15 protein-coding genes are annotated in these 22,889 nt (G+C 63.1%); 7 read left to right on the top strand and 8 right to left on the bottom strand.

Annotation, left to right across the window (positions count from 1 at the left end):
* Positions 1–9 precede the first annotated feature (9 nt).
* Positions 10–342, bottom strand: coding sequence for a hypothetical protein (locus tag HBA54_RS11120; RefSeq protein ID WP_167224422.1), 333 nt, complete (start codon positions 340–342; stop codon positions 10–12).
* Positions 343–728: 386 nt separating this feature from the next.
* Positions 729–1,937, bottom strand: a complete 1,209-nt coding sequence (gene gltS / locus HBA54_RS11115; protein WP_167224420.1) for a sodium/glutamate symporter — start codon at positions 1,935–1,937, stop codon at positions 729–731.
* Positions 1,938–2,267: 330 nt separating this feature from the next.
* Between gltS and HBA54_RS11110 the strand changes: the two genes are divergently transcribed.
* Positions 2,268–3,452 (top strand): efflux RND transporter periplasmic adaptor subunit, encoded by a 1,185-nt coding sequence (locus tag HBA54_RS11110; protein ID WP_167224418.1) that lies wholly within the window; start codon positions 2,268–2,270, stop codon positions 3,450–3,452.
* Between the two features lie 15 nt (positions 3,453–3,467).
* A complete protein-coding gene (locus tag HBA54_RS11105) occupies positions 3,468–6,617 on the top strand; it encodes an efflux RND transporter permease subunit (RefSeq protein ID WP_167224416.1) in 3,150 nt (1,049 codons plus the stop codon).
* Here HBA54_RS11105 and HBA54_RS11100 read toward each other — a convergent pair.
* Positions 6,614–6,922 carry a YciI family protein gene (locus HBA54_RS11100; protein WP_167224414.1) on the bottom strand — a complete coding sequence of 103 codons (309 nt, stop codon included), beginning with the start codon at positions 6,920–6,922 and terminating at the stop codon, positions 6,614–6,616. The two genes, HBA54_RS11105 and HBA54_RS11100, sit on opposite strands and share 4 nt — an antisense overlap.
* Positions 6,923–7,001: 79 nt before the next feature.
* On the opposite strand from HBA54_RS11100, the gene HBA54_RS11095 reads away from it, so the two are divergent.
* On the top strand, positions 7,002–7,889 hold the full coding sequence (locus HBA54_RS11095) for a LysR family transcriptional regulator (RefSeq protein WP_167224412.1): 888 nt from the start codon (positions 7,002–7,004) through the stop codon (positions 7,887–7,889).
* 55 nt (positions 7,890–7,944) lie between these two features.
* On the opposite strand, the gene HBA54_RS11090 is transcribed toward HBA54_RS11095, so the two are convergent.
* A complete protein-coding gene (locus tag HBA54_RS11090; RefSeq protein ID WP_167224410.1) occupies positions 7,945–9,327 on the bottom strand; it encodes an ABC1 kinase family protein in 1,383 nt (460 codons plus the stop codon).
* A 130-nt stretch (positions 9,328–9,457) separates the two neighbouring features.
* Here HBA54_RS11090 and HBA54_RS11085 point away from each other — a divergent pair, with 130 nt between their 5' ends.
* Complete coding sequence (locus tag HBA54_RS11085) at positions 9,458–10,291, top strand: N-acetylmuramoyl-L-alanine amidase (protein WP_167224408.1); 834 nt, start codon at positions 9,458–9,460, stop codon at positions 10,289–10,291.
* Between the two features lie 15 nt (positions 10,292–10,306).
* On the opposite strand, the gene HBA54_RS11080 is transcribed toward HBA54_RS11085, so the two are convergent.
* Together HBA54_RS11080 and HBA54_RS11075 are read right to left on the bottom strand one after the other, a co-directional pair.
* On the bottom strand, positions 10,307–12,130 hold the full coding sequence (locus tag HBA54_RS11080) for a PHA/PHB synthase family protein (RefSeq protein ID WP_322096028.1): 1,824 nt from the start codon (positions 12,128–12,130) through the stop codon (positions 10,307–10,309).
* Between the two features lie 240 nt (positions 12,131–12,370).
* Positions 12,371–14,143: a M3 family oligoendopeptidase gene (locus HBA54_RS11075; RefSeq protein ID WP_167224608.1), complete on the bottom strand. Its 1,773-nt coding sequence runs from the start codon at positions 14,141–14,143 to the stop codon at positions 12,371–12,373.
* A 201-nt stretch (positions 14,144–14,344) separates the two neighbouring features.
* Between HBA54_RS11075 and HBA54_RS11070 the strand changes: the two genes are divergently transcribed.
* Together HBA54_RS11070 and HBA54_RS29655 are read left to right on the top strand one after the other, a co-directional pair.
* Positions 14,345–16,138, top strand: a complete 1,794-nt coding sequence (locus HBA54_RS11070) for an AMP-dependent synthetase/ligase (protein ID WP_167224406.1) — start codon at positions 14,345–14,347, stop codon at positions 16,136–16,138.
* 186 nt (positions 16,139–16,324) lie between these two features.
* Positions 16,325–16,846: an acyloxyacyl hydrolase gene (locus HBA54_RS29655; protein ID WP_167224404.1), complete on the top strand. Its 522-nt coding sequence runs from the start codon at positions 16,325–16,327 to the stop codon at positions 16,844–16,846.
* 38 nt (positions 16,847–16,884) lie between these two features.
* Here the strand turns inward: HBA54_RS29655 and phhA are convergent, their stop codons facing one another.
* Positions 16,885–17,688, bottom strand: coding sequence for a phenylalanine 4-monooxygenase (phhA, locus tag HBA54_RS11060; RefSeq protein WP_167224402.1), 804 nt, complete (start codon positions 17,686–17,688; stop codon positions 16,885–16,887).
* 130 nt (positions 17,689–17,818) lie between these two features.
* A complete protein-coding gene (gene hppD / locus HBA54_RS11055) occupies positions 17,819–18,892 on the bottom strand; it encodes a 4-hydroxyphenylpyruvate dioxygenase (RefSeq protein ID WP_167224400.1) in 1,074 nt (357 codons plus the stop codon).
* Between the two features lie 392 nt (positions 18,893–19,284).
* Between hppD and HBA54_RS11050 the strand changes: the two genes are divergently transcribed.
* Entirely contained in the window at positions 19,285–22,770 is a 3,486-nt protein-coding gene (locus HBA54_RS11050) for an indolepyruvate ferredoxin oxidoreductase family protein (RefSeq protein ID WP_167224398.1), read from the top strand.
* The last annotated feature ends 119 nt before the right edge of the window (positions 22,771–22,889 follow it).

The raw sequence follows: 22,889 nt of genomic DNA, 5'->3' as shown, positions 1-22,889 counted from the left end.
GCGGGCCGCTCACATCCGGTAGAAAATGAATCCGCTGTTGCTGTCATCGATGTCGTCGTCAAGCAGCGCGACCTCTTCGACAGCGATGGAACCGGTCGCGGTGAAGTATTCCTGCAGGGTCGCACTGGAACGGATTTCCGCTTCGAGATCGAAGAGGGCCAATTGCTCGGCGGTCGCCTGATCGGCGGCCGTGGCGGTGCGCACGATATAAAACCCGATCCGCTCGGAGGTACCCTCGGCACCATCCGTAGCAAAATCCTCACCGCGCAGAATCACGGCAAACCGAAATAGGGCTGCCGGACGGGCGTGACGGGTCTCGACAATCTCTGGCATCTGGCTCAAACGACTGTTCATTGCATCGACGATCGCCTATTTGATCGCGATCGGGTTAAGGCTTCGATAAGGGGGCAAAGGATGCCGAAAGAACAAACAGGGCCGGCAATCGAAAATGCAATGACCATCGTGCCGGTCCGCGATGTGCGCGCAGGTATCGCGTTTTACGCGGATGTTCTGGGCTTCGATACGCGCTTTCTGGCGGATGACGCCAGCCTGGGCATCGTCATGAAAGGGCCGGCCATCGGCCTGCAATTGTTACACTGCGATGACTCCAAAGCCCTGGAAGCCTTGCCCGAAGGCCGCCTGCGCTCGCCCTTCGACCAAGCCTATGGCATGCGCGAGCTCCACGTGAAAGACCCGGACGGCTGTCTGCTGTTCTTCGGCGATAAAATTTATAGCCCCAGGAAGAACCGGATGACGAAGGCATTGGTGATATCGACGAAGAAGGCGCCGACCAGCGGCAGGATGATGAAGGCCGTCGGTGCCGGACCGTGGGTTTTGGTGACCGCCGTCATATTGGCGATGGCCGTGGGCGTCGCCCCCAGGCAGAAGCCGGCAAAGCCCGCGCTCAACACCGTCGCCAGATAGTCACGGCCCATCAGCGGGAACAGCACCAGCAGAATAAAGGCCACCGCGGCAAGCGCCTGCAAGGCCAGGAGAACCAGCAACGGGCCCGCGAGGTCCGCAATGGACCAGAGCTGCATGCTCATCAGCGACATGGCGATGAACAGGCCGAGCGAGAAATCCGAGACGACGGCAAGCGCCCTGGTCCGGGCCGGCCAGTGCATCCGGGGCAGCAGGCGGGGCACCGTGTTCGACAGCAGGATCGCCACCAGCAGACAAGAGACGAAGAGCGGCAGCTTCAGTCCCGCCTCGGCCAAGGCTTCGTTGAGGAAGTAGCCGATGATGATGGCGACATGCATCACCAGGATCACGCCCATGATGCTGACGTGGTTGATCTGCTCGGTATCTTCCCTTTCGTGGGCGATCCCGACCAGAAGGCCGTCGGTCTCTGCATCCGCGATCTTATGGCGCGCCATCAGGTATTTTGCGATGGGCCCGCCGAGCAGGCTGGCGAGCACCAGGCCGAGGGTTGCGGCGGCGACGCCGATCTCCAGGGCATTGGGCACGCCGTAACTGGCGGCGATCTCCGGCGCCCAGGCGATGGTGGTGCCATGTCCGCCGATCAGCGAGGCGGAGCCCACCAGCACGCCGATGGCGTTCGGTTGTCCCATAGCCTGCGCAGCAACGACGCCGACGACATTTTGAAAAACGATGTAGGTAAGCGTCAGGGCCAGCAGAATAACCAGAGGCCGGCCGCCGGACAGCAGATCGGACAGGCGGGCATTGAGGCCGATGGTCGTGAAGAAATAGACCAGGAGCGTGTCCCGGGTTTCCAGGTCGTAGACGACCTCCTTACCGGTCGCCAGGAAGATCGCCAACAGCACCAGTGCCGCCAGGATGCCGCCGGTCACCGGTTCAGGGATGTTATAGCTGCGCAGAAAGGCGATGCGCCCGTTCAGCCGCATGCCCAGGAAATAGACAACGATGCCGATGGTATAGGCCAGGAAGTCATCGACGAATAGGGTGTTGTCCGCCATCTCAGGTCCAGTCCGGCCCGGCTTTTGCGCTCGCCTGCGATGACCGTCACCGTCACGGTCGTCTATCATCTTCAGCGAATGTACCGGCCCGACTTCACTGGGCGGGCGCGGAGGTGCCGGTCACTCTAGCGGCAAGACCAGCGACGCAAAAGGTGCATCACCCTGTCGGCCCAAAATTGAATCGCGCAGCATACTATTCGCGTATCTTGTTTGTTTGACATCGGTGTAAGAACATCGATCCATCGCTTTTGACGATGGTCGATAGCCAGCACCCTAAAACCTGCGCTAAGCTGAACGCTTACAGTGATCGCATGCAAGGATCTGCACACAATGATACGATGCCTGCCGGTGCTTCTCGCCGTCGTCGCCCTGGCCGCCTGCGGGGAAAGCAACACCTACGTCGAGCCGCCGCCCCCCAAAGTGACGGTTGCGCCACCGGCGATCCAGGACGTGACCGACTATCTCTACTTCACCGGCACCACCCAGGCTGCGGCCATCGTAGAGGTGCGCGCCCGCGTGGTGGGCGAGCTGAAGACCATTTCTTTCCAGTCCGGCAGTCAGGTGAGCGAAGGGGACCCGCTGTTCCAGATCGACCAGCGCGAATACCTTGCCGATCTGGAAATCGCCAAGGCCGAAGTGAGCAGCGCCAAGGCCAAGAAGGTCGAGGCCGACCGGTCGCTGGAGCGCGCCCAGACCCTGATCAAGCGTGGCAACATATCCCAGGCCAGTCTGGACGAGGCGGAAGCGGCCGCCCGCACCACGGCTGCCGAAGTGGCAGTGAAACAGGCTGCCCTGCGTCAGGCCGAACTGGACCTGGAATATACCGACATCCGCGCACCCATCAGCGGGCGGGTCGGGCGCAACCTGGTGGATGCCGGCAATCTGGTTGGCGAGGGCGAGGCGACCCTGCTGACCACCATCACCGAAAACGACCCCATGTTCGTCTACTTCAACATCAACGAAAGGGACCTGCTGTTGGGCATGGAGCAGTACCGCGCCGAGGCCGAGAAAGCCGCCGGCACGGCGCCGTCTGCACAGGGCCGCCTGCGGGTCGAAATGGCGACCGGCGATCAGTCGGACTATCCCTTCGTCGGCATCCTCGACTTTGCCGAATCGGCCCTGAATCCGGAAACCGGCACCCTGCAACTGCGTGCAAGCTTCGACAATCCTGGGGCCCTCGCCCCGCTGATTTCCGGGCTGTTTGCCCGGGTTCGGGTTCCGGTCACCGAACGCCAGGGCCTGCCCCTGGTCACCGAACGGGCGATCAGTTCCGACCAGAGCGGCCGCTTTATCTATGTACTGGGCGCCGAGAACCAAATCGAGAAGCGCAGCGTGACCATCGGTCAATTGATCGACGGTCTGCGGGTAATCGAAGAAGGCCTGAGCGCGGGGGAAAAGGTGGTGGTGAACGGCATTCAGCGGATCCGCGCGGGCTCGCTCGTTGCACCGGAGGAAGCGGAGATGGCCGCCTTTACGGCGACCGCCCTGGGCGCCGCCCAAAGCGCCACCCGGTAGCGGAGAACCACCACCATGTTCTCCCAGTTCTTCATCCAGCGGCCGATCTTCGCGTCGGTGATTTCCATCGTCATTGTGATCGCCGGTATCGTCACGGTCTTCGGCCTGCCGATCGAACAATTCCCGGAAATCACGCCGCCGACGGTTCAGGTCTCCGCCGCCTATCCCGGGGCCAACGCGCAGGTGGTGGCGGAGACCGTCGCTTCGCCCATCGAACAGCAGGTCAACGGCGTCGAGGGCATGATCTACATGTCGTCGACCAGCGCCAGCGACGGCTCCTACAGCCTGACCGTCACCTTCGAGGTCGGGGCCGATCTCGACCTCGCCCAGATCCTGGTGCAGAACCGGGTTGCCCTGGCCGAGGCGAACCTGCCGGAGGAGGTCGTTCGACAGGGGGTCAGCACCAAGAAGAAATCCAGCAACATCATCCTGATCGCCTCGCTCTATTCCGAGGACAACCGCTACGACGAGCTGTTCCTCAGCAACTACGCAACGCTTCAGGCCGTCGACACCCTCAGCCGCATCGACGGTGTCGGGGAGGTCTTCGTCTTCCCGGCCAGCAACTACGCCATGCGCATCTGGCTCGATCCCAGCGCCCTGAAGTCGCGCGGCCTGACCACCAGCGAAGTGGTCAGCGCCATTCGCGAGCAGAACGTCCAGGTCGCCGCCGGCCAGATCGGCCAGCCGCCGGCGCCGTCGGGTCAATCGTTCCAGTACGCGGTGAATGTTCTGGGCCGCCTGAGCGACGTCAGTCAGTTCGAGAACATCATCGTCAAGCACGGCGGTGACGGCGGCATCACCTATCTGAGGGACATCTCCCGCATCGAACTGGGCGGCAAGAGCTATAACATCACCTCACGCATCAGCGGGTCGCCGTCGGCCTCCATCGCCGTCTACCAGTTGCCCGGCGCCAACGCCCTGCAGGTCGCACAGGACGTGCGGGCGGCCATGGACGAGTTGAGCACCCGTTTCCCGGAAGCGATGGTCTACAAGGTCCCCTACGACACGACGATCTTCGTCGAGAAGTCGATCGAGGAGGTCTACATCACCCTGTTCCAGGCAGCAGGCCTGGTCTTTCTGGTACTCTTCCTGTTCCTGCAGGATTGGCGCGCCACCATCATCCCAGCCGTCGCCATCCCGGTCTCGCTGATCGGCACCTTCGCCGTGATGGGGGTGCTGGGTTTCTCGCTGAACATGCTGACCCTCTTCGGGCTGGTGCTGGCCATCGGCATCGTGGTCGACGATTCCATCGTCGTCGTCGAAGCGACGGTCGCCCACATCGAGCGCGGCATGAAAGCCCGCGAGGCGGCCATGCAGGCGATGCGCGAAGTCTCCGGCGCCGTCATCGCCACCACCCTGGTACTACTGGCCGTCTTCATTCCCGCCGCCTTCCTGCCCGGCATTACCGGCCAGATGTATCGCCAGTTCGCCATCACCATCGCCGTCGCCACGGTCTTCAGTTCGATCAACGCCCTGACCATGAGCCCGGCCCTGGCCGCCATGCTGCTGCGCCCGCCGAAAGAAAAGAAAGGCTGGTTCTTTCGCAATTTCGACAGCACCTTCCTGAAAGCTGAAAACGGCTATGCCTGGCTGACCAACAAGATGGTGCGCATGACCGCCATCGTCATGCTGCTGTTCCTCGGTCTCGGCGCCCTGACCGGCTGGCAGTTCGGCAAGCTGCCGACCGCCTTCCTGCCGATCGAGGATCAGGGCTATCTCATCGCCTCGGTCCAACTGCCCAATGCCGCCTCGCTGGAGCGCACCAACGCGGTGCTCGACAAGATCGATGCCATCGTCGCCGAGATTCCCGGTGTCGAGAACTGGGTTTCCCTGGGCGGCTTCTCCCTGATCGACGGCACCAATGCCTCCAACGCAGCCACGATCTTCGTCACCATGAAACCCTGGGAAGAGCGCCAGACCCCTGAGCTTTCGCAGTTTGCCATCCTCGGCAAGTTGCAGACCGGACTGTCCGGCATCCAGGAGGCCATCGCCTTTGCCTTTCCGCCGCCGGCCATTCCCGGCCTCGGCGTCTCCGGCGGCTTTCAGATGCAGCTTCAGGACCGCGGCGACCTGGGCCTGGTTCAGCTTCAGCAGCTGGCCCAGGAAATGGTGATCGACGGTGCCGCACAGACCGGCCTCACCAACCTCAACACCAGTTTCCGCGCCGACGTGCCGCAGCTCTTTGCGGAAGTCGACCGGGTGAAAGCCAAGTCCCTGGAAGTATCCTTGAACGAGGTTTTCGGCACTCTGCAGACCTATCTCGGCTCGGCCTACGTGAACGACTTCAACAAATTCGGCCGTACCTGGCAGGTGCAGGTGCAGGCCGATCACCAATATCGCATCGAGGCCGAGGACATTCGCCGGCTGGACGTGCGCAACGCCGCCGGCGGCATGGTGCCGCTGGGCACCCTGGTGAAGGTGGACGAGATCCTCGGCCCCCAGACGGTGGTGCGCTACAACCTCTATCCCAGCGCGACGATCACCGGCCAGGCGGCGCCCGGCTTTTCCTCCGGCCAGGCACTCACCCTGATGGAGCAGCTCGCCGACGCCAAGCTGCCCGCCGCCATGGGCTTTGAGTGGACCGGCATCTCCTTCCAGGAAAAGCAGGTGGGATCGGAATCCATCATGGTCTTTGCCCTGGCGATCCTGCTGGTGTTCCTGGTGCTGGCGGCCCAGTACGAAAGCTGGAGCAGCCCCGCCGCGGTCATCCTGGTGGTGCCCCTGGCCCTGCTCGGCACCATCGCCGCGCTGTTGGCGCGCCAGTTCGACAACAACGTCTATACCCAGATCGGCATCGTGCTGCTGATCGGCCTGGCCAGCAAGAACGCCATCCTGATCGTCGAGTTCGCACGCGCCGAGCACGCCGAGGGCAAGTCGATCGTGGAGGCCGCCGCCTCGGCCGCCAAGCTGCGCTTCCGCCCGATCCTGATGACCGCCATTTCCTCCATCGCCGGCTTCATGCCGCTGGTGATCGCCGCCGGCGCCGGCGCCGCCAGCCGCCAGGCCATCGGCACCGCGGTGGTCGGCGGCATGGCCGCCGCCACCATCATGTCCCTGCTCTTCACCCCGGTCTTCTACGTGGTAATGCAGCGTCTCGGCGAAGGCCTCGGCAGGAAGAAGGCTGCAGGCGAAGGCGCGGCGGCGCCAACTACAAAAGCGCCCTAGATCAGGCGCTGACCATCCGCAAAGACCTGCTTCCACGTCACAACGCGTACCGAAAGCCGCAGGCCGGTCGGCCAGAACGGGTCTTCCTTCACCAGCGCCTCAACCTCCTCTTCGCTTTCCGCCTCGACAAGCCAGAGCCCGCCTTGCGGCTGTCCCAGCGACGACAAGAGAGGACCTGCGGCGGTGATCTTTGCCGCATTCTTTTCAAGGAAGGCAAGGTGCGCGGGCATATGCCGGGCACGCAGGTCGGTTCCCTTGTCGGGATTGTCTTCGAATAGAACGGCGTAGGGCACTTTCGTCTCCATAGCTCAGTCTGTTTTCAGATGACGCTAGCTCTGCAAAACTGCATGATCTAGGCGAAATCTTGCAGACGAAAGCGCAACAATGCAGGCATTGAACTGGAATGATCTGCGATACGTCCTGGCCATCAGCCGCAAGGAGCGGCTGGCTGAGGCCGCCCGCTTCCTCGGCGTCGACGACACCACTGTTTCGCGGCGACTGGGGGCGCTGCAAATCGCATTGGGTCGGCGCCTCTATCAGAGGCTGTCGGACGGTCGCCTGGAACTGACCGAGGCTGGAGAAGCCTTGGCAGCCATCGCCGGACGCATGGAACAGGATCTCGGCGCCCTTGTAACTCCACCGTCGAGCGACGGCGGTGTGTCGGGTGTCGTGCGGCTCACTTCCGTTCCCTTCATCATCAACCGCGTATTGGCCCCGACGGCAAATCAGCTACTCAACCAACATCCGAAGTTGCGGGTTGAACTGGTCGCCGAGGCCAGAGACCTCAGTCTGACCCGGCGCGAGGCCGACATGGCCCTTAGATTGTCGCGACCGCAAAGCGGCGGGATGCGAGTCAAGGCACGGCGCGTAGAGGGGCTGCGCTACGCTCCCTACGCAGCTGCTTCTCACGACAAAATGGGAGCAGCATCCCTTCCTTGGGTCACCTACGAAGAAACGATGGCACATCTCCCGCAGGCGCGTTGGATGGCGGCGATGGTGCGGAAAGACTCAGGTCAAGCAGCGCCGCTCAAAGTCAACGACACCGAAGCGGCCTTCGAGGCTGTTGCGGCGGGCTACGGGCAATCCCTGCTGCCCTGCCTGGTCGCAGACCGGGATCCCCGCCTGAGGAGAACGAAACCAAGCAAGAGCCCGGATTATCCGGTCCGCGAGCTTTGGTTGCTAGTCCATTCAGAGTTGCGCAATCTCGATCGTATCCAGGCTATCACCAAATGGGTCGGCGAAGTTTTCTCAAAACAAGCGAAGCCCGGCTGAAGTTCGCGCTCTGGAGTGCTCGCGCGCAAATACAGAGCTGGAGACGGGCCAGCACTCACTCCGGCAGTGGCAGCTTCTGGGCTTTCAGCACCTTGGCCTGGCGCTTTTCCAACGCATCCACGTCGAAGCCACTGATCAGTTCGTGAAACATCCGGTGCCAGTTGATCTCGGCGTCCAGGTGCATGAAGACCGAACCGAGGCCGACCGCCGCGCGGTCCATCAGCACGAATTCACGCGGCGGCGTCACGCCGCCCAGGCGGCGCAGTTCCTTGTGCACCTCTCCCGCCACTTCGGCGCCGTAGAGGCTGCCCTTATCGCCCATGATCCGCTGCGGCTTGTCCTCCAGCAGCGGGGCATAGAGGAAGGCGGCCCAGAGATTGAGCGCCGCCAGCAGATCCTTGCTGATATTGTCGAAGCCCCAGGTGCGGTAGGCCTCCACCGCCAGCTCCGGGTCGTCGCGCTCCAGCGCGAAATAGAGATCGATCACGCCCTTTACGAAAACAGGCGGGAACACGCGGATACAGCCGAAATCCAGCAGGTTCACCGTGCCGTCCTGGCGGATGGTGTAGTTGCCGAGATGCGGATCGCCGTGAATGATGCCGTAGTAATAGAAGGGCACGTACCAGCAGCGGAACATGTTCATGGCCACCGCGTTGCGCTGCTCCACGCTGTCGCAACCCTTCACGAAGTCGAGCAGTGGCTTGCCCTCCAGCCAGGTCATGGTGAGCAGGCGCTGGGTCGATAGTTCCGGCAGCAGGTCGGCAATGTGCACGCCGGCCTCGTCCGACAGCATGTCCTTGTAGAGCAGCATGTGACGGCCTTCGCGCTCGTAGTCCAGTTCCTCACGCAGGCGCTCGGCCAGTTCGTGATAGACGTTGGACGGATCGATGGCCTTGTCGTAGCGGCGATAGATGCCGAAGAGAATCTTCAGCTGCTGCAGGTCGGCCTCGACGGCGGAAAGCATGTCCGGGTATTGCAGCTTGCAGGCAAGGTCGCGCCCGTCGGGGCCGACCGCGCGGTGCACCTGGCCCAGGGACGCCGCCGCCGCCGCTTCGTGCTCGAAGGATTGGAATCTCTTCTGCCAGTCCAGCCCCAGTTCGGCACGCATGCGCCGCTTCACGAAGGGCCAGCCCATTGAGGGGGCGTTGGACTGTAGCTGGCGCAACTCCTCGGCATACTCCTTGGGCAGGGCATCGGGAATGGTAGCCAGGATCTGCGCCGCCTTCATCAGCGGGCCCTTCAGCCCACCGAGCGCCGCCTTCAAATCCGAGGAATGCTTGCCCCGGTCAAGGCCGATGCCAAGGTAGCGCGCGCCCACCACCTGGGCGGCCAGCCCGCCGACCGAGGTACCGACCTTGGCATAGCGGCGCATACGGCCCGACAGGCGGGAGGTGTCCGCCTCGTTAAGTTCTTGGTTTTCGTCATCAATCTCAGGCATGGCTAGAACTTGGGCCCGCAGGGGGCAGAAGTCCAGCGATGAGCAAAAGGAATACCACCAGAGTGTCGCAGTCATGCATTAGGGCTTTGCCATAGACTGAACGAAAACGCCGATTGGGAGAACGAAAGCCATGCAGATCCGCCGCCACCGCCTGCATCTCGACAGCGGGGAGCCCGTTCGTTACGCGGAAAGCCCCAACCGCAGCGGCGTACTGACCCCGCGCTTCCTGATCATGCACTACACTGCCGGCGGCTCTTTCGAAGGCTCGCTGCGCCACATGACGAAGCGTGAGTCCAGCGCCTCTGCCCATCTTCTGATCGGGCGCGACGGCGCCATCGCCCAGTTGGTGCCCTTCAACCGCATCGCCTGGCATGCCGGCGTCAGCCGCTGGCAGGGCCTCAGTGGGCTCAACCGGCACTCCATCGGCATCGAACTGGACAACGCCGGCCCGCTGGACCGCCAAGGCGACCAATGGCGCGCCTGGTTCGGCCGCGATTATCCCAAAGACCAGGTCCTGGTGGCGCGTCACAAGAACGGCGGCAGACGGCGCGGCTGGCACAGCTACAGCGAGGCGCAGATCGCCACCGCCCTTGAAGCCGCCACCGCCCTCTGCCGTCACTATGATCTGGCCGACGTTCTGGGCCACGACGATGTCGCCCCGGACCGCAAGACCGACCCCGGGCCGGCCTTTCCCATGGAGAGTTTCCGTGCCGCCGCGCTGGGCCGCCAGAGCGACGCGCCGCAGCTCTTTGAGACCACCGCCAATCTCAACATCCGTGACAGGCCCGGACTGGACGGCGCCAAGCTGCCGGAGGCGCCGCTGGCCGCCGGCACGCGCCTCAGCCTGCTGTCGCAACAGGGCAAATGGGCCTTCGTCGAAGTTCTCGACGCGCAGGGCAAGCCGGAGGCGACCGGCTGGGTCCACAGCGACTACATCGCCGCCCTGCCCCCGGAACCCCCCTGACCCGAAGCGCGCCGGTCAGGCCTGATGCACGTAACGGCCCGGCGCTTCCCCCAGCACCGGATATCCAGCCTCGGCTCGGCCGAGCGGCGGTGGCGCCACCAGCGCGCCCGACTGGTCGGCCAACCAGGCCTGCCACTGCGGCCACCAGGAGCCCTTGTGCACCGGCGCGGCCTCACGCCAGCGGTCAGGGTCGAGATAGGCATCCTCAAAGCCCAGGCGAACGACCTGATAGATCCGCCGGGGGTGTCCCGGTGGCGTAACGATCCCTGCATTGTGACCACCGCTGGTTAGCAGAAAAGTGACATCCGTGTCGGTCAGCAAGACGATCTTGTAGACCGAACGCCAGGGCGCCACATGGTCCTTGGCGGTTCCCACCGCAAAGATCGGCACCGTGATGTCGGTGAGCGCCACCGGCCGCCCCTCAACCGCATAGCGGCCCTGCGCCAGGTCGTTGTTGAGGAACAGGCGGCGCAGGTATTCCGAATGCATGCGATAGGGCATCCGCGTGGCATCCGCGTTCCATGCCATAAGGTCCGACTGATCGCTGCGCTTACCGAAGTAGTAGTCGTGCACCATCCGCGACCAGATGAGATCGTTGGACCGCAGCAGTTGGAAAGCGCCGGCCATCTGGCTGGTGTCCAGATAACCCTGCGCCCACATGATGTCTTCCAGATAGGTGAGCTGGCTCTCGTCGATGAACAGCATCAACTCGCCGGCTTCGGTGAAGTCGGCCTGCGCGGCCAGCAGGGTTACCGACTTCAGGCGGTCGTCGCCATCGCGAGACATGGCGGCGGCGGCAATGCTCAACAGCGTGCCGCCCAGACAGTATCCAACCGCATGGACCTGGCGATCCGGCAGGATGGCGTTGACGGCGGCCAACGCCGCCATGATCCCCAGGCGGCGGTAGTCGTCCATACCCAGATCGCGTTCTTCGGAACCAGGGTTCTTCCAGGAAATCACAAAAACCGTATGACCCTGCCCCACCAGATAGCGGATCAGCGAATTCCCGGGCGAAAGATCGAGAATGTAGTACTTCATGATCCAGGCCGGGACGATCAGCAGCGGCTCGCGGTAGACCTTCCCCGTCGTCGGGCTGTACTGGATCAACTCCATCAGGTCGTTGCGGTAGACCACCTTGCCCGGCGTCACCGCGAGTGTCCGTCCCGGGCGAAAGGCCTCGCTGCCCGCCGGGCCGCGGCCGGTCATGCGGCGCTCTCCGTCCTCCAACGCGTTCAACCATCCCTGATAGAGGTTGGCCCCGCCCTGCTCCGCCGTTTCGCGCAGCAGCAGGGGATTGCTCGCCAGGTAGTTGGAGGGCGACAGAACGTCGAGTAACTGCCGCGCCACAAAGGAAGCGACCGCTTCGTGATGCCGGGAGACGCCGCGCACACCGGTCGTCGCTTCCTGCCACCACTGCTGGGTCAGCAGGAAACCCTGAGCGATGGTGTTGAAGGGCTGCCGCCGCCAGGCCGGGTCGTCGAAGCGCTTGTCGCGATGTTGGGGCCGGATGCAGGGCGGCGCGGCAAGACCGCCGGCACTGCGCGCCGTGTTGAGCGCCAGGCGGGTGGCATGAGACCAGGCCAGTTGGGAAAGCTCGGCCTGCTTGGCCGGCGCCATGGCCAGATGCATCCACCAATCGGCAAAGGCCAGGCCAAGGGCCGCGGGTGAAATGCCCGCGGTGACCCGCGCCATACCGACATGCAGCATGCGATCAAGAACCTCACCACCGAACAGCCCGGCCAGCGTTGGCGGTACCGGGTCGACATCGTCGCCGACCGCATAACCGGGCAGATCCGGCAGGCGGGCGGTATCGGGGCGTTCTGTCTCGCCAGGCGGCACCGGCAAAGGGGACGGCGGCGCCCCCCGGTCAATGTACGAATGGCCAGCATCGGGACCGCCAGCATTAAGGCGCTTCGAAAGTCGGGGTTTGGTTGTCACAGCAGCCTCCGGCAGGCAGTGCGCATCGGCAATCCCGGCGGATCGCCCGAGAACAACAACCAGACCAGAAAACCGCAAAGTCGCCGGTGGCGCCTTGAGGCAAATCAGTTCATCAACAAAGCCTGCAGGTTCCGGAACGCGCTAATCCATGGTTTCCAGCTCGTCGATGAGGCTCTCTACCAGCGAAAGCCCGCGGTCCCAGAAGGCCGGGTCGGAGGCGTCCAGGCCGAAGGGCGCCAGCAATTCCTTGTGCCGCTTGCTGCCGCCGGCGCTCAGCATCGCCAGATACTTCTCGGCAAACCCGGCTTCCGCCCCCTGATAGACCGCATAGAGCGAGTTCACCAGGCAATCGCCGAAAGCATAGGCGTAGACATAGAACGGCACGTGAATGAAGTGCGGAATGTAGGCCCAGAAGTGCCGATAGTCGTCGTCGAAGGCGATTGACGGCCCCAGACTGGTGGTTTGGGTTTCCAGCCAGATCTCGCCGAGCCGTTCCGGCAGCAGTTCATTGCCGCGGCGCTCGTCATGGACACGGGTCTCGAACTCGTGCATGGCGATCTGGCGAACCACCGTGTTCAGCATGTCCTCGACCTTGGAGGCCAGCATGATCTTGCGCTGCTGCGGCTTGCTTTCCGCCCGCAGCATCGACTGGAAGGTCAGCATCTCGCCAAAGACCGAGGCCGTCTCCGCCAGAGTCAGCGGCGTTTCCGCCATCAAATGGCCCTGCGGGCCTGCCAGGACCTGGTGCACGCCGTGGCCCAGCTCATGGGCAAGGGTCATCACGTCGCGGGTCCGCCCCTGGTAGTTCAGCAGCAGATAGGGATGGGCGCTGGGTACGGTCGGATGGGCGAAGGCACCGGGCGCCTTGCCCGGGCGTACCGGCGCGTCGATCCAGGCCTGATCGAAGAACTGCTTACCGATCGCCGCCAGTGCCGGGGAAAAATCGGCATAGGCGTTCAGCACCAGCTGACGCGCGTCCTGCCAGGGAATCAGACGGTCGTCATCTTCGGGAAGCGGCGCGTTGCGATCCCAGTACGGCAGGGTCTCAACCCCGAACCACCTGGCCTTGAGCGCGTAGTAGCGGTGCGACAAACGTGGATAGGCCCGGTGAACGGAACCGACAAGGGCGTCGACGACCTCATCCTCGACAAAGTTCGCCAGGTTGCGCGAAGTGACCGGCCGGGCAAAGCTGCGCCAGCCGTCTTCGATCTCCTTGTCCTTGGCCAGTGTGTTGGTAATGAGGGAGAAAGTGCGCATGTTCTCGCCCAGGACATGCCCCAGCGACTTGGCCGACTCCCGTCTTGCAGCAGGGTCACGGTCGGTCAGGTGGTTGACCACCTCCGCCGAGGTCAGGGACTGGCCGCGAAAGGGAAACCGCAGACCGGCCATGGTCTCGTCGAACAGCCGGGTCCAGGCGGCGCGGCCGACAACATACTTCTCGTGCAGCAGCTGCTCGGCCTCGTCAGACAACTGGTGCGGCCGCATGGCACGCAGATCGCGCAGCCAGGGGCCATAGTGCGCCAGCTCCGGCGCCGCCAGCTTCTGATCCAGGACATCGTCGTCGAGGCGGTTCAGCTCCAGGGCAAAGAACAGCAGATTACTGGAGATCGTCGTCGAGCGTTCCTGCATGCCCTGGAAGAAGCGCGAAACCTCCGGATCGCTCATGTCACCGGAATAGACCAGCTGGGCGTAGCTCATGATCCGCCCCAGGCTCTCCTGGATCGCTTCGAAAGCGGCAATCGCCTCTCCCAAGGCCGCCCCGTCAAGCGTGGCCAGCTTGCCCGAATAGGTCTTCCGGAAGGTGTCGGCGCGGTCTTCGCTCTGCGCCAGATCCTGCTTCAAAGCCTCTGAATCGGGTCCGGGATAGAGATCGCTGAGATCCCAGGCGGGCAGTTCGCCCAGGGCTTCGTCCATTACCGGTTTTGCGTCCAAATCCCTACCTCAAAAAACACTGCTCAAAAGGGGAGCAATCAATACAACAACTTGACCCCCTGCGATATAGACCGCAAATACTGGGAGACCAGTCACAAAGCCGCCAGATCCCGAAACGGGCGCTGCGCAAAGATAGCGGCAAGGGATCGACAGGGGCAACAAGACTTCCCCGGGGGAGAGCAGATGGACTTCACGGCCTGGCCGTCGCTTACAGCAGTGTTTTTCGAACAGGCCGCGGCGCGGCGTGACGACAACTTTCTCTGGTCCAAGACGGACGGCGTCTATCAGGCCCAGACCTGGGGGGCGATCGCAGAGCAGGTCAAGGACCTGACGCGCGGATTGCGCGACCTTGGGCTGCAGCGCGGCGACCGGGTGGTTCTGGTTGCCGAGAACAGGCCGGAATGGCTGATCGCCGACCTGGCGATCATGGCCGCCGGGGCGATCTCCGTTCCTGCCTACACCACCAACCTTCCCGCAGACCATCTGCATATCCTCACCAACAGCGGTGCGGTCGGCGCCATCGTTTCGACGCGCGCGCTGGCACAGAAGCTGATGCCGGCAGTGATGGATTCAGGAGACTGCCAGTGGGTCGTGGCGATGGAGGACCTGCAGCAGGGTCAGGCCGGCCCCAAAGCGGTCCACCTCTGGCAGACGGTGATGGAACGCGGGCGCGCCATGCCCGACGACGTGATCGATTATGCGGCCCGGGCCAAGCGCGGCGATACCGCCTGCATCATCTATACTTCCGGTACCGGCGGCGTGCCGCGCGGCGTGATGCTGAGCCACGGCGCAATGATCTGTAACTGCATGGGGGCCTACGAGCTGCTGAAGAAGGTCGGCCTGGGCAAAGAGGTCTTCCTCTGTTTCCTGCCGCTGTCGCACGCCTACGAGCACACCGCGGGGCAGTTCTTCCCGATCACCATCGGCGCCGAGATCTATTATGCCGAGGGGGTCGAAAACCTGCTGCGCAACCTGGGTGAAGCCAGACCGACAATCCTGACCGCCGTGCCGCGGCTCTATGAGTCGATGCACCTGAAAATCCGCCGCAACATGGAAAAAGAAGGCGGGTTGAAAGCGAAACTCTTCGCCAAGGCCGAGGACATCGGGCGCCGGCACTACCTCACGCCCGAAAAGCTGACGCTGCTGGACAAGTTTCAGGACTTCTTCCTCGAAATTCTGGTGCGCAACAAAATCCGTGGCCGCTTCGGTGGGCGGATCAAGGCCATCGTGTCGGGCGGCGCCGCCCTCAATTTCGACATCGGCCTGTTCTTCACGGCCCTCGGTCTGCCGATTCTCCAGGGTTACGGCCAGACCGAGACGGCGCCGGTGGTCTCCGCCAATCCGCCCTGGAAGGTGAAGCTTCATACGGTCGGCCCGCCTTTCAAAGGCGTCGAGGTGAAGATCGCCGATGACGGCGAGATTCTGATCCGCGGCGAACTGGTGATGAACGGCTACTGGCGCGACGAAACGGCGACGGCCCAGGTCATGAAAGACGGTTGGCTCCACACCGGCGATATCGGCAAGCTTGACGAAGACGGCTACCTGATGATCACCGACCGCAAGAAGGACATCATCGTCTTCTCCGGCGGCGATAACGTTTCGCCTGCGCGTGTTGAGGGCATCCTGACCCTGCAGACGGAAATCATCCAGGCCATGGTCTACGGCGACAAGCGGCCCAACCTCGTGGCTGCGCTGGTGCCGGACGACGAGTTCATCACAACCTGGGCGGCGCAAAACGGCAAGCCGGACAACCTTGCGGACCTTACCGAAGACCCGGACTTCCGTTCGGCGGTCTCGACGGTGGTCGACAAGGTGAACAAGGAACTCTCGCCGCTGGAGAAAATCCGGCGCTTCACGATCCTGCCCCAGCCCTTCACGGTGGAAAACGGCATGATGACGCCGACCCTGAAGATCCGCCGCCACAAAATACGCGAAGCTTATGGCGCTGCCCTGGAAGCGCTCTACGAAAAGCGTTAACCGTCAATGGTGTAACCTTTCGGTCTTTGCGGCCATCCGGTGAACAACAGCTTTCGCTGTTTCTAGATACTGGATCAACGCGATAAGCTGTGACATAAGTGGCGAAGAGGTCTTGCCCTGGCCGTCAGCTTGTTGAAATCGGGGCAAGATTTACGGGCACCGTTCTGAATTGGGGGATTCCTTAAGGTGATTAAACGCTTAGCGCTCTGGGCGGCGCTGTCCTGCCTTGTCGTTTTCGGATTCAACGAGCGCGCTGCGGCGCAGGTGACTCTGAACGACACCCCCGCCGTGATTTCGGCGGGTGTCGGTTGGTTCGATCTGGTACAGACCGACGATCAGGCGGCGGATTTCCGCCTGGAATACCGCCATGGCGACGATTTCCTCTTCCTGAAGCCCTGGGTCGGCCTTGAAGTCACCTCCGAGGGTTCCGTCTGGGGCGGCATCGGCGTGCTGGTCGATGTGGTCATCTACGAGGACTTCATCGTGACCGGCAGTTTCGCACCGGGCTTCTATGAGGAAGGCGACGGCAAGGATTTGGGCAGTGCGCTCGAATTCCGTAGCCAGATCGAACTCGGTTATCAGTTCGAAAACCAGTCCCGCCTGTCGCTGGGTTTCAGCCACACCTCCAACGCCAGCATCGACGACGACAATCCGGGCGTCGAGGTGCTGACCCTCTACTACCACCTGCCGATCGACGAAATTTTCTAGGCGGCGTTTGTCCTAACGGATTCCAGAGGCCGGGCGGCTCAGGCTGCGCCGGCCTCTTCCTTTGGCGGATAGGTCGGCGGCAGGGACTTCAGGCGCTTGGCCTCGTCCATGATCGGCACCAGATCGCTGGTCACGAGATCATAGAGCTGCTGGGCCGACTCGATCACGTAGTAGACGGTCTGGTAGATGTCGATGCGGTAGGGCGTGCGGAACACGGTCAGCGCATCGAAGGGCCGGCGTTCCGGTTTCGCGCTTTCCACCGAATAGGGCGCCTCACCCGCCGAAGAAGCGATCCCGGCACCGTAGATGCGCACCCCCTCTTCCGTGCGGATCAGGCCGAACTCCACGGTGAACCAGAACAGCCGCTGCATCATCCAGATGTAGGACTTGTCGAGGGTCAACGCCTTCTCGCCGTACTTCTGCAGGAAGTCGGCATAGGTCGGCAGGGTCAGCATCGGGCAGTGGCCGAAGATCTCGTGAAAGACATCCGGTTCCTGCAGGTAGTCGAACTCCTCGCGCCGGCGAATGAAGGTCGCGGCGGGAAATTTCCGCTCAGCCAACAAGGTGAAAAACTTTTTGGGGGAGATCAGCGCCGGCACCGGCTCGACGCCGAAGCCGCTGATCTCGTTCAGGCGGGCGTTCACGTCTTTCAGCTGGGGCACGCGGTCCTCCGACAGCTCCAGCGCCTCAAGACCCCGCAGATAGGCATCGCAGACCCGGCCCGGCAGCAACGCCTTCTGGCGGGCATAGAGGTCGCGCCAGACGGCGTTCTCTTCGTCGCTGTAAGAAATGATCCCGTTGCTGTCCGGGACCTTCGATTCGTAGCTGGTCGACTTTGCCATGGTCCTTTCTCCCTTCCCGTCACGGGAAGTTCCAATCAACACGAAGGAAGCACCGACCCTGGGCCTGAGCTTGACGGAGAGACCCTTACCCAATCCTTAACACGCATATGGGCAGGGCCGGCTTCCGACGCTAGCCCTCGGCCTTCAGTACCCCTCGACGGATCTGATCCTCCTCGATGGAATCGAACAAGGCCTGGAAGTTGCCTTCTCCGAAACCCTCATCGCCCTTGCGCTGGATCAGCTCAAAGAAAACCGGGCCGATCACGTTCTTGGTGAAGATCTGCAACAGCCGCCCGCCGTCCTCGGTCGGGGCACCGTCGATCAGGATCTTGTTCGCCGCCAGACGCTCCAGATCCTCGCCGTGGCCGGGCAGGCGTGCGTCGACTTTCTGATAGTAGGTGTCGGGTACGCCCGACTGGAATTCGACGCCCTTGGCCGCCAGGGTCTCAACGGAATAGAAGATGTCCTCGGCGCCCAGGGCGATGTGCTGGATGCCCTCGCCCTTGTATTCTTCAAGGTATTCGGCGATCTGGGACTTGTCGTCGGCGCTCTCGTTGATCGGGATGCGGATCTTGCCGCAGGGGCTGGTCATGGCCTTGGATTTCAGGCCGGTCAGCTTGCCCTCGATATCGAAGTAGCGGATTTCCCGGAAGCTGAAGAGTCGCTCGTAAAAGTCCGCCCACTCCTTCATGCGCCCGCGATAGACGTTGTGGGTCAGGTGATCGATGTAGGTCAGGCCGGCGCCCGGCGGACGCTGGTCCACACCCGGGATCGGTTGGAAATCGACATCGTAGATCGAGCCGTTGTCGCCATAGCGGTCGACCAGGTAGATCAGGGAATCACCGATCCCCTTGATGGCGGGAATGTTCAATTCCATCGGCCCGGCCTGGGATTCGACCACCCAGGCGCCGAGTTCCGCGGCCCGTTTGCAAGCCGCCGCCGCATCCTTCACCCGAAAAGCGATGGCGCAGACCGAGGGCCCGTGCAGCAGGGTGAAGGCCTGGGGGAAACCCTCGCCCTCCGCATTCAGGATGAAATTCACGTCGCCCTGTCGGTAAAGCGTCACCGCCTTGGAACGGTGCCGGGCGATGGCCGAAAAGCCCATCGTTTCGAACAAACGGCCCAGAGCCTCGGGCTCCGGCGAGGTGAACTCGATGAACTCGAAGCCATCGGTCTGCATCGGATTTTCCCAATGGTCCGCCATGGCAGGGGTCCTTTCTCGTTTGGTCCGCGCTTGCCGCCACGTTCGGCGCCCTATGGAGTCGACCGGCGGCGCAGCACGCGGCATCTCGTTGCTGACAGATCTAGACCGTCAAGTTGCAACCATCAATATAAGCCTGAATCGACGAAAAACGGCTGTCATTCATTGCTGCACAGCAGCAAAATTCGATACGGCGACTCTGCCGCTTGGCAAATCTTTCGCCTGCCGCGGGAACGGCGTTACGATATGATCATTCCGGTTTTGGGATTCGCCCGAACCTTGCTTTCTTTGTTCATCTCCGCTTTGCAAAATTGTTATTTAGGTCAGCATCTATTACCTTTTTATGAGAACTGAGAGTTTCTGACGCGCCGTAACAGCAAGCAGGATCTAAAAGCATGGCTTTGCAGGCGGTATCCCTCGACGACAAATACGCCCTGGAACAGGGCCAGGTTTTCCTGACCGGCACACAGGCGCTGGTGCGCCTGCCGATGATGCAAAGGCAGCGCGATCTTGCCGCCGGCCTGAACACCGCGGGCTTCGTGACCGGCTATCGCGGTTCGCCGCTCGGCGGCGTCGACCAGCAGATGGGCTACGCAAAACAGTTCCTGAAAAAGCATCACATCCACTTCCAGGCCGGGGTGAACGAGGATCTGGCGGCAACCGCCGTCTGGGGTACCCAGCAGGGCGATCTTTTCGGCGACAGCAACTACGACGGCGTGTTTTCCATGTGGTACGCCAAGGGACCGGGGGTCGACCGCTCCGGCGACGTGCTGCGCCACGGCAACATGGCCGGCGCCAGCCGCAACGGCGGCGTGCTGCTGCTGGCCGGCGACGACCACACCGCCAAGTCCTCGACCACCGCCCATCAGTGCGAATACACCTTCATGGATCTGATGATCCCGGTGCTCAATCCGGCCGGTGTGCAGGAGTTCCTGGACCTCGGCCTCTACGGCTGGGCGATGAGCCGTTTTTCCGGCTGCTGGGTCGGCTTCAAGACTATCGGCGAGACCGTCGACTCTTCGGCCAGCGTCTCGATCGATCCGGCGCGCAACCCGATCATCCTGCCGGAGGACTTCGAAGCCACGCCGGGCGGCCTTCACGTGCGCTGGCCCGATACGCCGTTGGAGCAGGAGGAACGCCTGCACCGCCACAAGATCTATGCCGCCCTGGCTTTCGCCCGCGCCAACAAGCTGGACAAGCAAGTGCTGGGCGCAGAGAAGCCGCGCTTCGGCATCGTAACCGCCGGCAAAGCCTATCTGGATGTGCGCCAGGCCCTCGACGACCTGGGCATCGACGAGGCCCGCGCCGCGGAAATCGGCCTGGCGGTCTACAAGGTCGGCATGTCATGGCCGCTGGAACGCGAAGGCATCCGTCAGTTCGCCGAAGGCCTGGATGAGATCCTGGTGGTCGAGGAAAAGCGCGCCATCATCGAAAATCAGGTGAAGGAACAGCTCTACAACTGGCGCGCCGACGTGCGCCCGCGCATCGTCGGCAAGTTCGACGAGAACGGCGACTGGATTCTGCCGTCCATCGGCGAGTTGACCCCGGCGCGCATTGCCCGGGCGATCGCCAAGCGCATCGCCCGCTTCTATTCCAGCGAGGACATCGACAGCCGCCTGCGCTTCCTGGCGGAAAAGGAAGAGGCGCTTCAGGCCGAGCAGACGCCCATGACCCGGGTGCCCTACTTCTGCTCCGGCTGTCCGCACAACTCCTCCACCAAGGTGCCGGAGGGCAGCCGCGCCCTGGCCGGAATCGGCTGCCATTACATGGTGCAGTGGATGGACCGCAAGACCGACACCTTCAGCCAGATGGGCGGCGAAGGCGTGGCCTGGGTCGGCCAGGCGCCCTTCTCCAAGACCAAACACGTCTTCGTCAACCTGGGCGACGGCACTTATTTCCACTCCGGCATTATGGCGATCCGCGCGGCCGTCGGCGCCGGGGTCAACATCACCTACAAGATCCTCTACAACGACGCTGTCGCCATGACCGGCGGCCAGTCCGTTGACGGCCCGCTCGACCCCGCCATGATCACGCGCCAGGTCGCCGCCGAAGGCGTGGGGCGCGTCGTCGTGGTGACCGATCAACCCGAGAAGTATCCGATCGGCACCAACTGGGCCGAGGGCGTGACCATCGAACACCGCGACCGCCTGGACGCCGTCCAAAAGGACCTGCGCGACGTCGAGGGCGTCACCGTGCTGCTCTACGACCAGACCTGCGCGGCGGAGAAGCGCCGGCGGCGCAAGCGCGGCCTCTTCCCCGATCCGCCCAAGCGGGCCTTCATCAACGATCTGGTCTGCGAAGGCTGCGGCGACTGCTCGGTGAAATCCAACTGCGTTTCCGTGGTGCCGGTGGAAACCGAGTTCGGGCGCAAGCGCGCCATCGACCAGTCGTCCTGCAACAAGGACTTCTCCTGCGTGAACGGCTTCTGTCCCAGCTTCGTCACTGTGCATGGCGGCGCCATCCGCAAGATGAAGCCGCTGGCCCAGAAACCGGGACCCGAGGCGGATGTCTGGGAGAGCCTGCCCGAGCCCGCAGTCCCGGCACTGGATGCCCCTTACGGCATCGTGGTCACCGGCGTCGGCGGTACCGGCGTGGTGACCATCGGTGCCCTGCTCGGCATGGCGGCACACCTGGAAGGGCGCGGCTGCTCCCTGCTCGACATGGCCGGTCTGGCGCAGAAGGGGGGCGCGGTGGTCAGCCATATCCGCCTCGCGCCAAAGCCTGAGGATATTCACGCCGTGCGAATCTCCGCCGGCGGCGCCAAACTGATTCTGGGTTGCGACCTCGTGGTGGCCAGCGGCTTCGATGCCTTGTCCAAGATTGCCCAAGGCGAAACCCGATCCGTCATCAACAGTCACCAGGTGATGACCGGGGAGTTCACCCGCAACCCCGACCTGGCCTTTCCCGGTAGCGAGCTGCAGCGCCTGATTGCCGAGGCCAGCGGCCCCGGACAGGCGGATTTCATCGATGCCACCCGCATCGCCACCGCACTGCTGGGCGATTCCATCGCCACCAACCTCTTCATGCTCGGCTATGCCTGGCAGAAGGGCCTGGTCCCCCTGAGCGAGGCGGCCATCCACAAGGCCATCGAGCTGAACGGCGTCGCGGTAGAGGCGAACAAGCGCGCCTTTCGCTGGGGACGGCGCGGCGCCCATGACCTGGCGGCAGTCGAAAGGACCGTGGCGCCCAAGGCGGAGCCGCAGAGCCATCACCTGTCGCAAGACCTGGATGAGCTTGTCGCCCGCCGCAAAGACTTCCTGACCGGCTATCAGAACGCCGCCTATGCGGCGCGCTACGAGAAACTGGTCGCGCGCCTGCGTCAGGCCGAAGCGGAGAAGGCACCGGGTTTCTCAGGCCTCGCCGAAGCCGTTGCCCGCTACTACTTCAAACTGTTGGCGGTGAAAGACGAATATGAAGTGGCACGGCTTTACAGCGGGCCGGAGTTCACCCAGAAACTGACCGAGCAGTTCGAGGGCAACTTCAAGCTTTCCTTCCACCTCGCCCCGCCCCTCATCGCCAAGCGCAACCCCGACAACGGGGAGCTTCAGAAGCAGGAATTCGGCGCCTGGATGCTGCCGGCCTTCCGCGTGCTGTCCAAGCTGAAGGGCCTGCGCGGTACCGCCTTCGACATCTTCGGCTACAGCGCCGAACGCAGAATGGAGCAAGCCCTCATCCGCAGCTATGAGACGGTCATGGATGACGTCGCCGCGAACCTGTCGGCCGACAATCATGCCCTGGCGTTAGAGATTGCCTCGATCCCCGAAAAGATCCGCGGCTACGGCCACGTGAAGGAAGCCCATGTGAAGACCGCCAAGGCCTGCGAAGCCGACCTGCTGGCCGCCTTCCGCGACCCGGCAAGGCGCCAGACCGCAGCAGAGTAGCAACCAAGCCCCCTCACCCTCCCGCAGCGCGGGACGCTGATTTCCCCCTCACCCTCCCGCTGCGCGGCCCCCTCCCTCTCCCACAAGGGGAGAGGGAACCGAAGGCGGCACATAAGAAT

Source organism: Pelagibius litoralis (assembly GCF_011683915.1).
GTDB classification, from domain to species: Bacteria; Pseudomonadota; Alphaproteobacteria; order Kiloniellales; family Kiloniellaceae; genus Pelagibius; species Pelagibius litoralis.
Note: the sequence above shows the minus strand (reverse complement) of the source record. Positions and strands in the feature narration are given on the sequence as shown.

What these genes read in the sequence shown, in the direction of transcription:
- HBA54_RS11085 (WP_167224408.1), top strand. Translation starts at nt 9,458, where the DNA reads ATGCAGATCCGCCGCCACCGCCTGCATCTCGACAGCGGGGAGCCCGTT.
- HBA54_RS11050 (WP_167224398.1), top strand. Translation starts at nt 19,285, where the DNA reads ATGGCTTTGCAGGCGGTATCCCTCGACGACAAATACGCCCTGGAACAG.
- HBA54_RS11090 (WP_167224410.1), bottom strand. Translation starts at nt 9,327, where the DNA reads ATGCCTGAGATTGATGACGAAAACCAAGAACTTAACGAGGCGGACACC.
- HBA54_RS11100 (WP_167224414.1), bottom strand. Translation starts at nt 6,922, where the DNA reads ATGGAGACGAAAGTGCCCTACGCCGTTCTATTCGAAGACAATCCCGAC.
- HBA54_RS11075 (WP_167224608.1), bottom strand. Translation starts at nt 14,143, where the DNA reads ATGGACGAAGCCCTGGGCGAACTGCCCGCCTGGGATCTCAGCGATCTC.
- hppD (WP_167224400.1), bottom strand. Translation starts at nt 18,892, where the DNA reads ATGGCGGACCATTGGGAAAATCCGATGCAGACCGATGGCTTCGAGTTC.
- gltS (WP_167224420.1), bottom strand. Translation starts at nt 1,937, where the DNA reads ATGGCGGACAACACCCTATTCGTCGATGACTTCCTGGCCTATACCATC.
- HBA54_RS11105 (WP_167224416.1), top strand. Translation starts at nt 3,468, where the DNA reads ATGTTCTCCCAGTTCTTCATCCAGCGGCCGATCTTCGCGTCGGTGATT.
- phhA (WP_167224402.1), bottom strand. Translation starts at nt 17,688, where the DNA reads ATGGCAAAGTCGACCAGCTACGAATCGAAGGTCCCGGACAGCAACGGG.
- HBA54_RS11095 (WP_167224412.1), top strand. Translation starts at nt 7,002, where the DNA reads ATGCAGGCATTGAACTGGAATGATCTGCGATACGTCCTGGCCATCAGC.
- HBA54_RS11070 (WP_167224406.1), top strand. Translation starts at nt 14,345, where the DNA reads ATGGACTTCACGGCCTGGCCGTCGCTTACAGCAGTGTTTTTCGAACAG.
- HBA54_RS11110 (WP_167224418.1), top strand. Translation starts at nt 2,268, where the DNA reads ATGATACGATGCCTGCCGGTGCTTCTCGCCGTCGTCGCCCTGGCCGCC.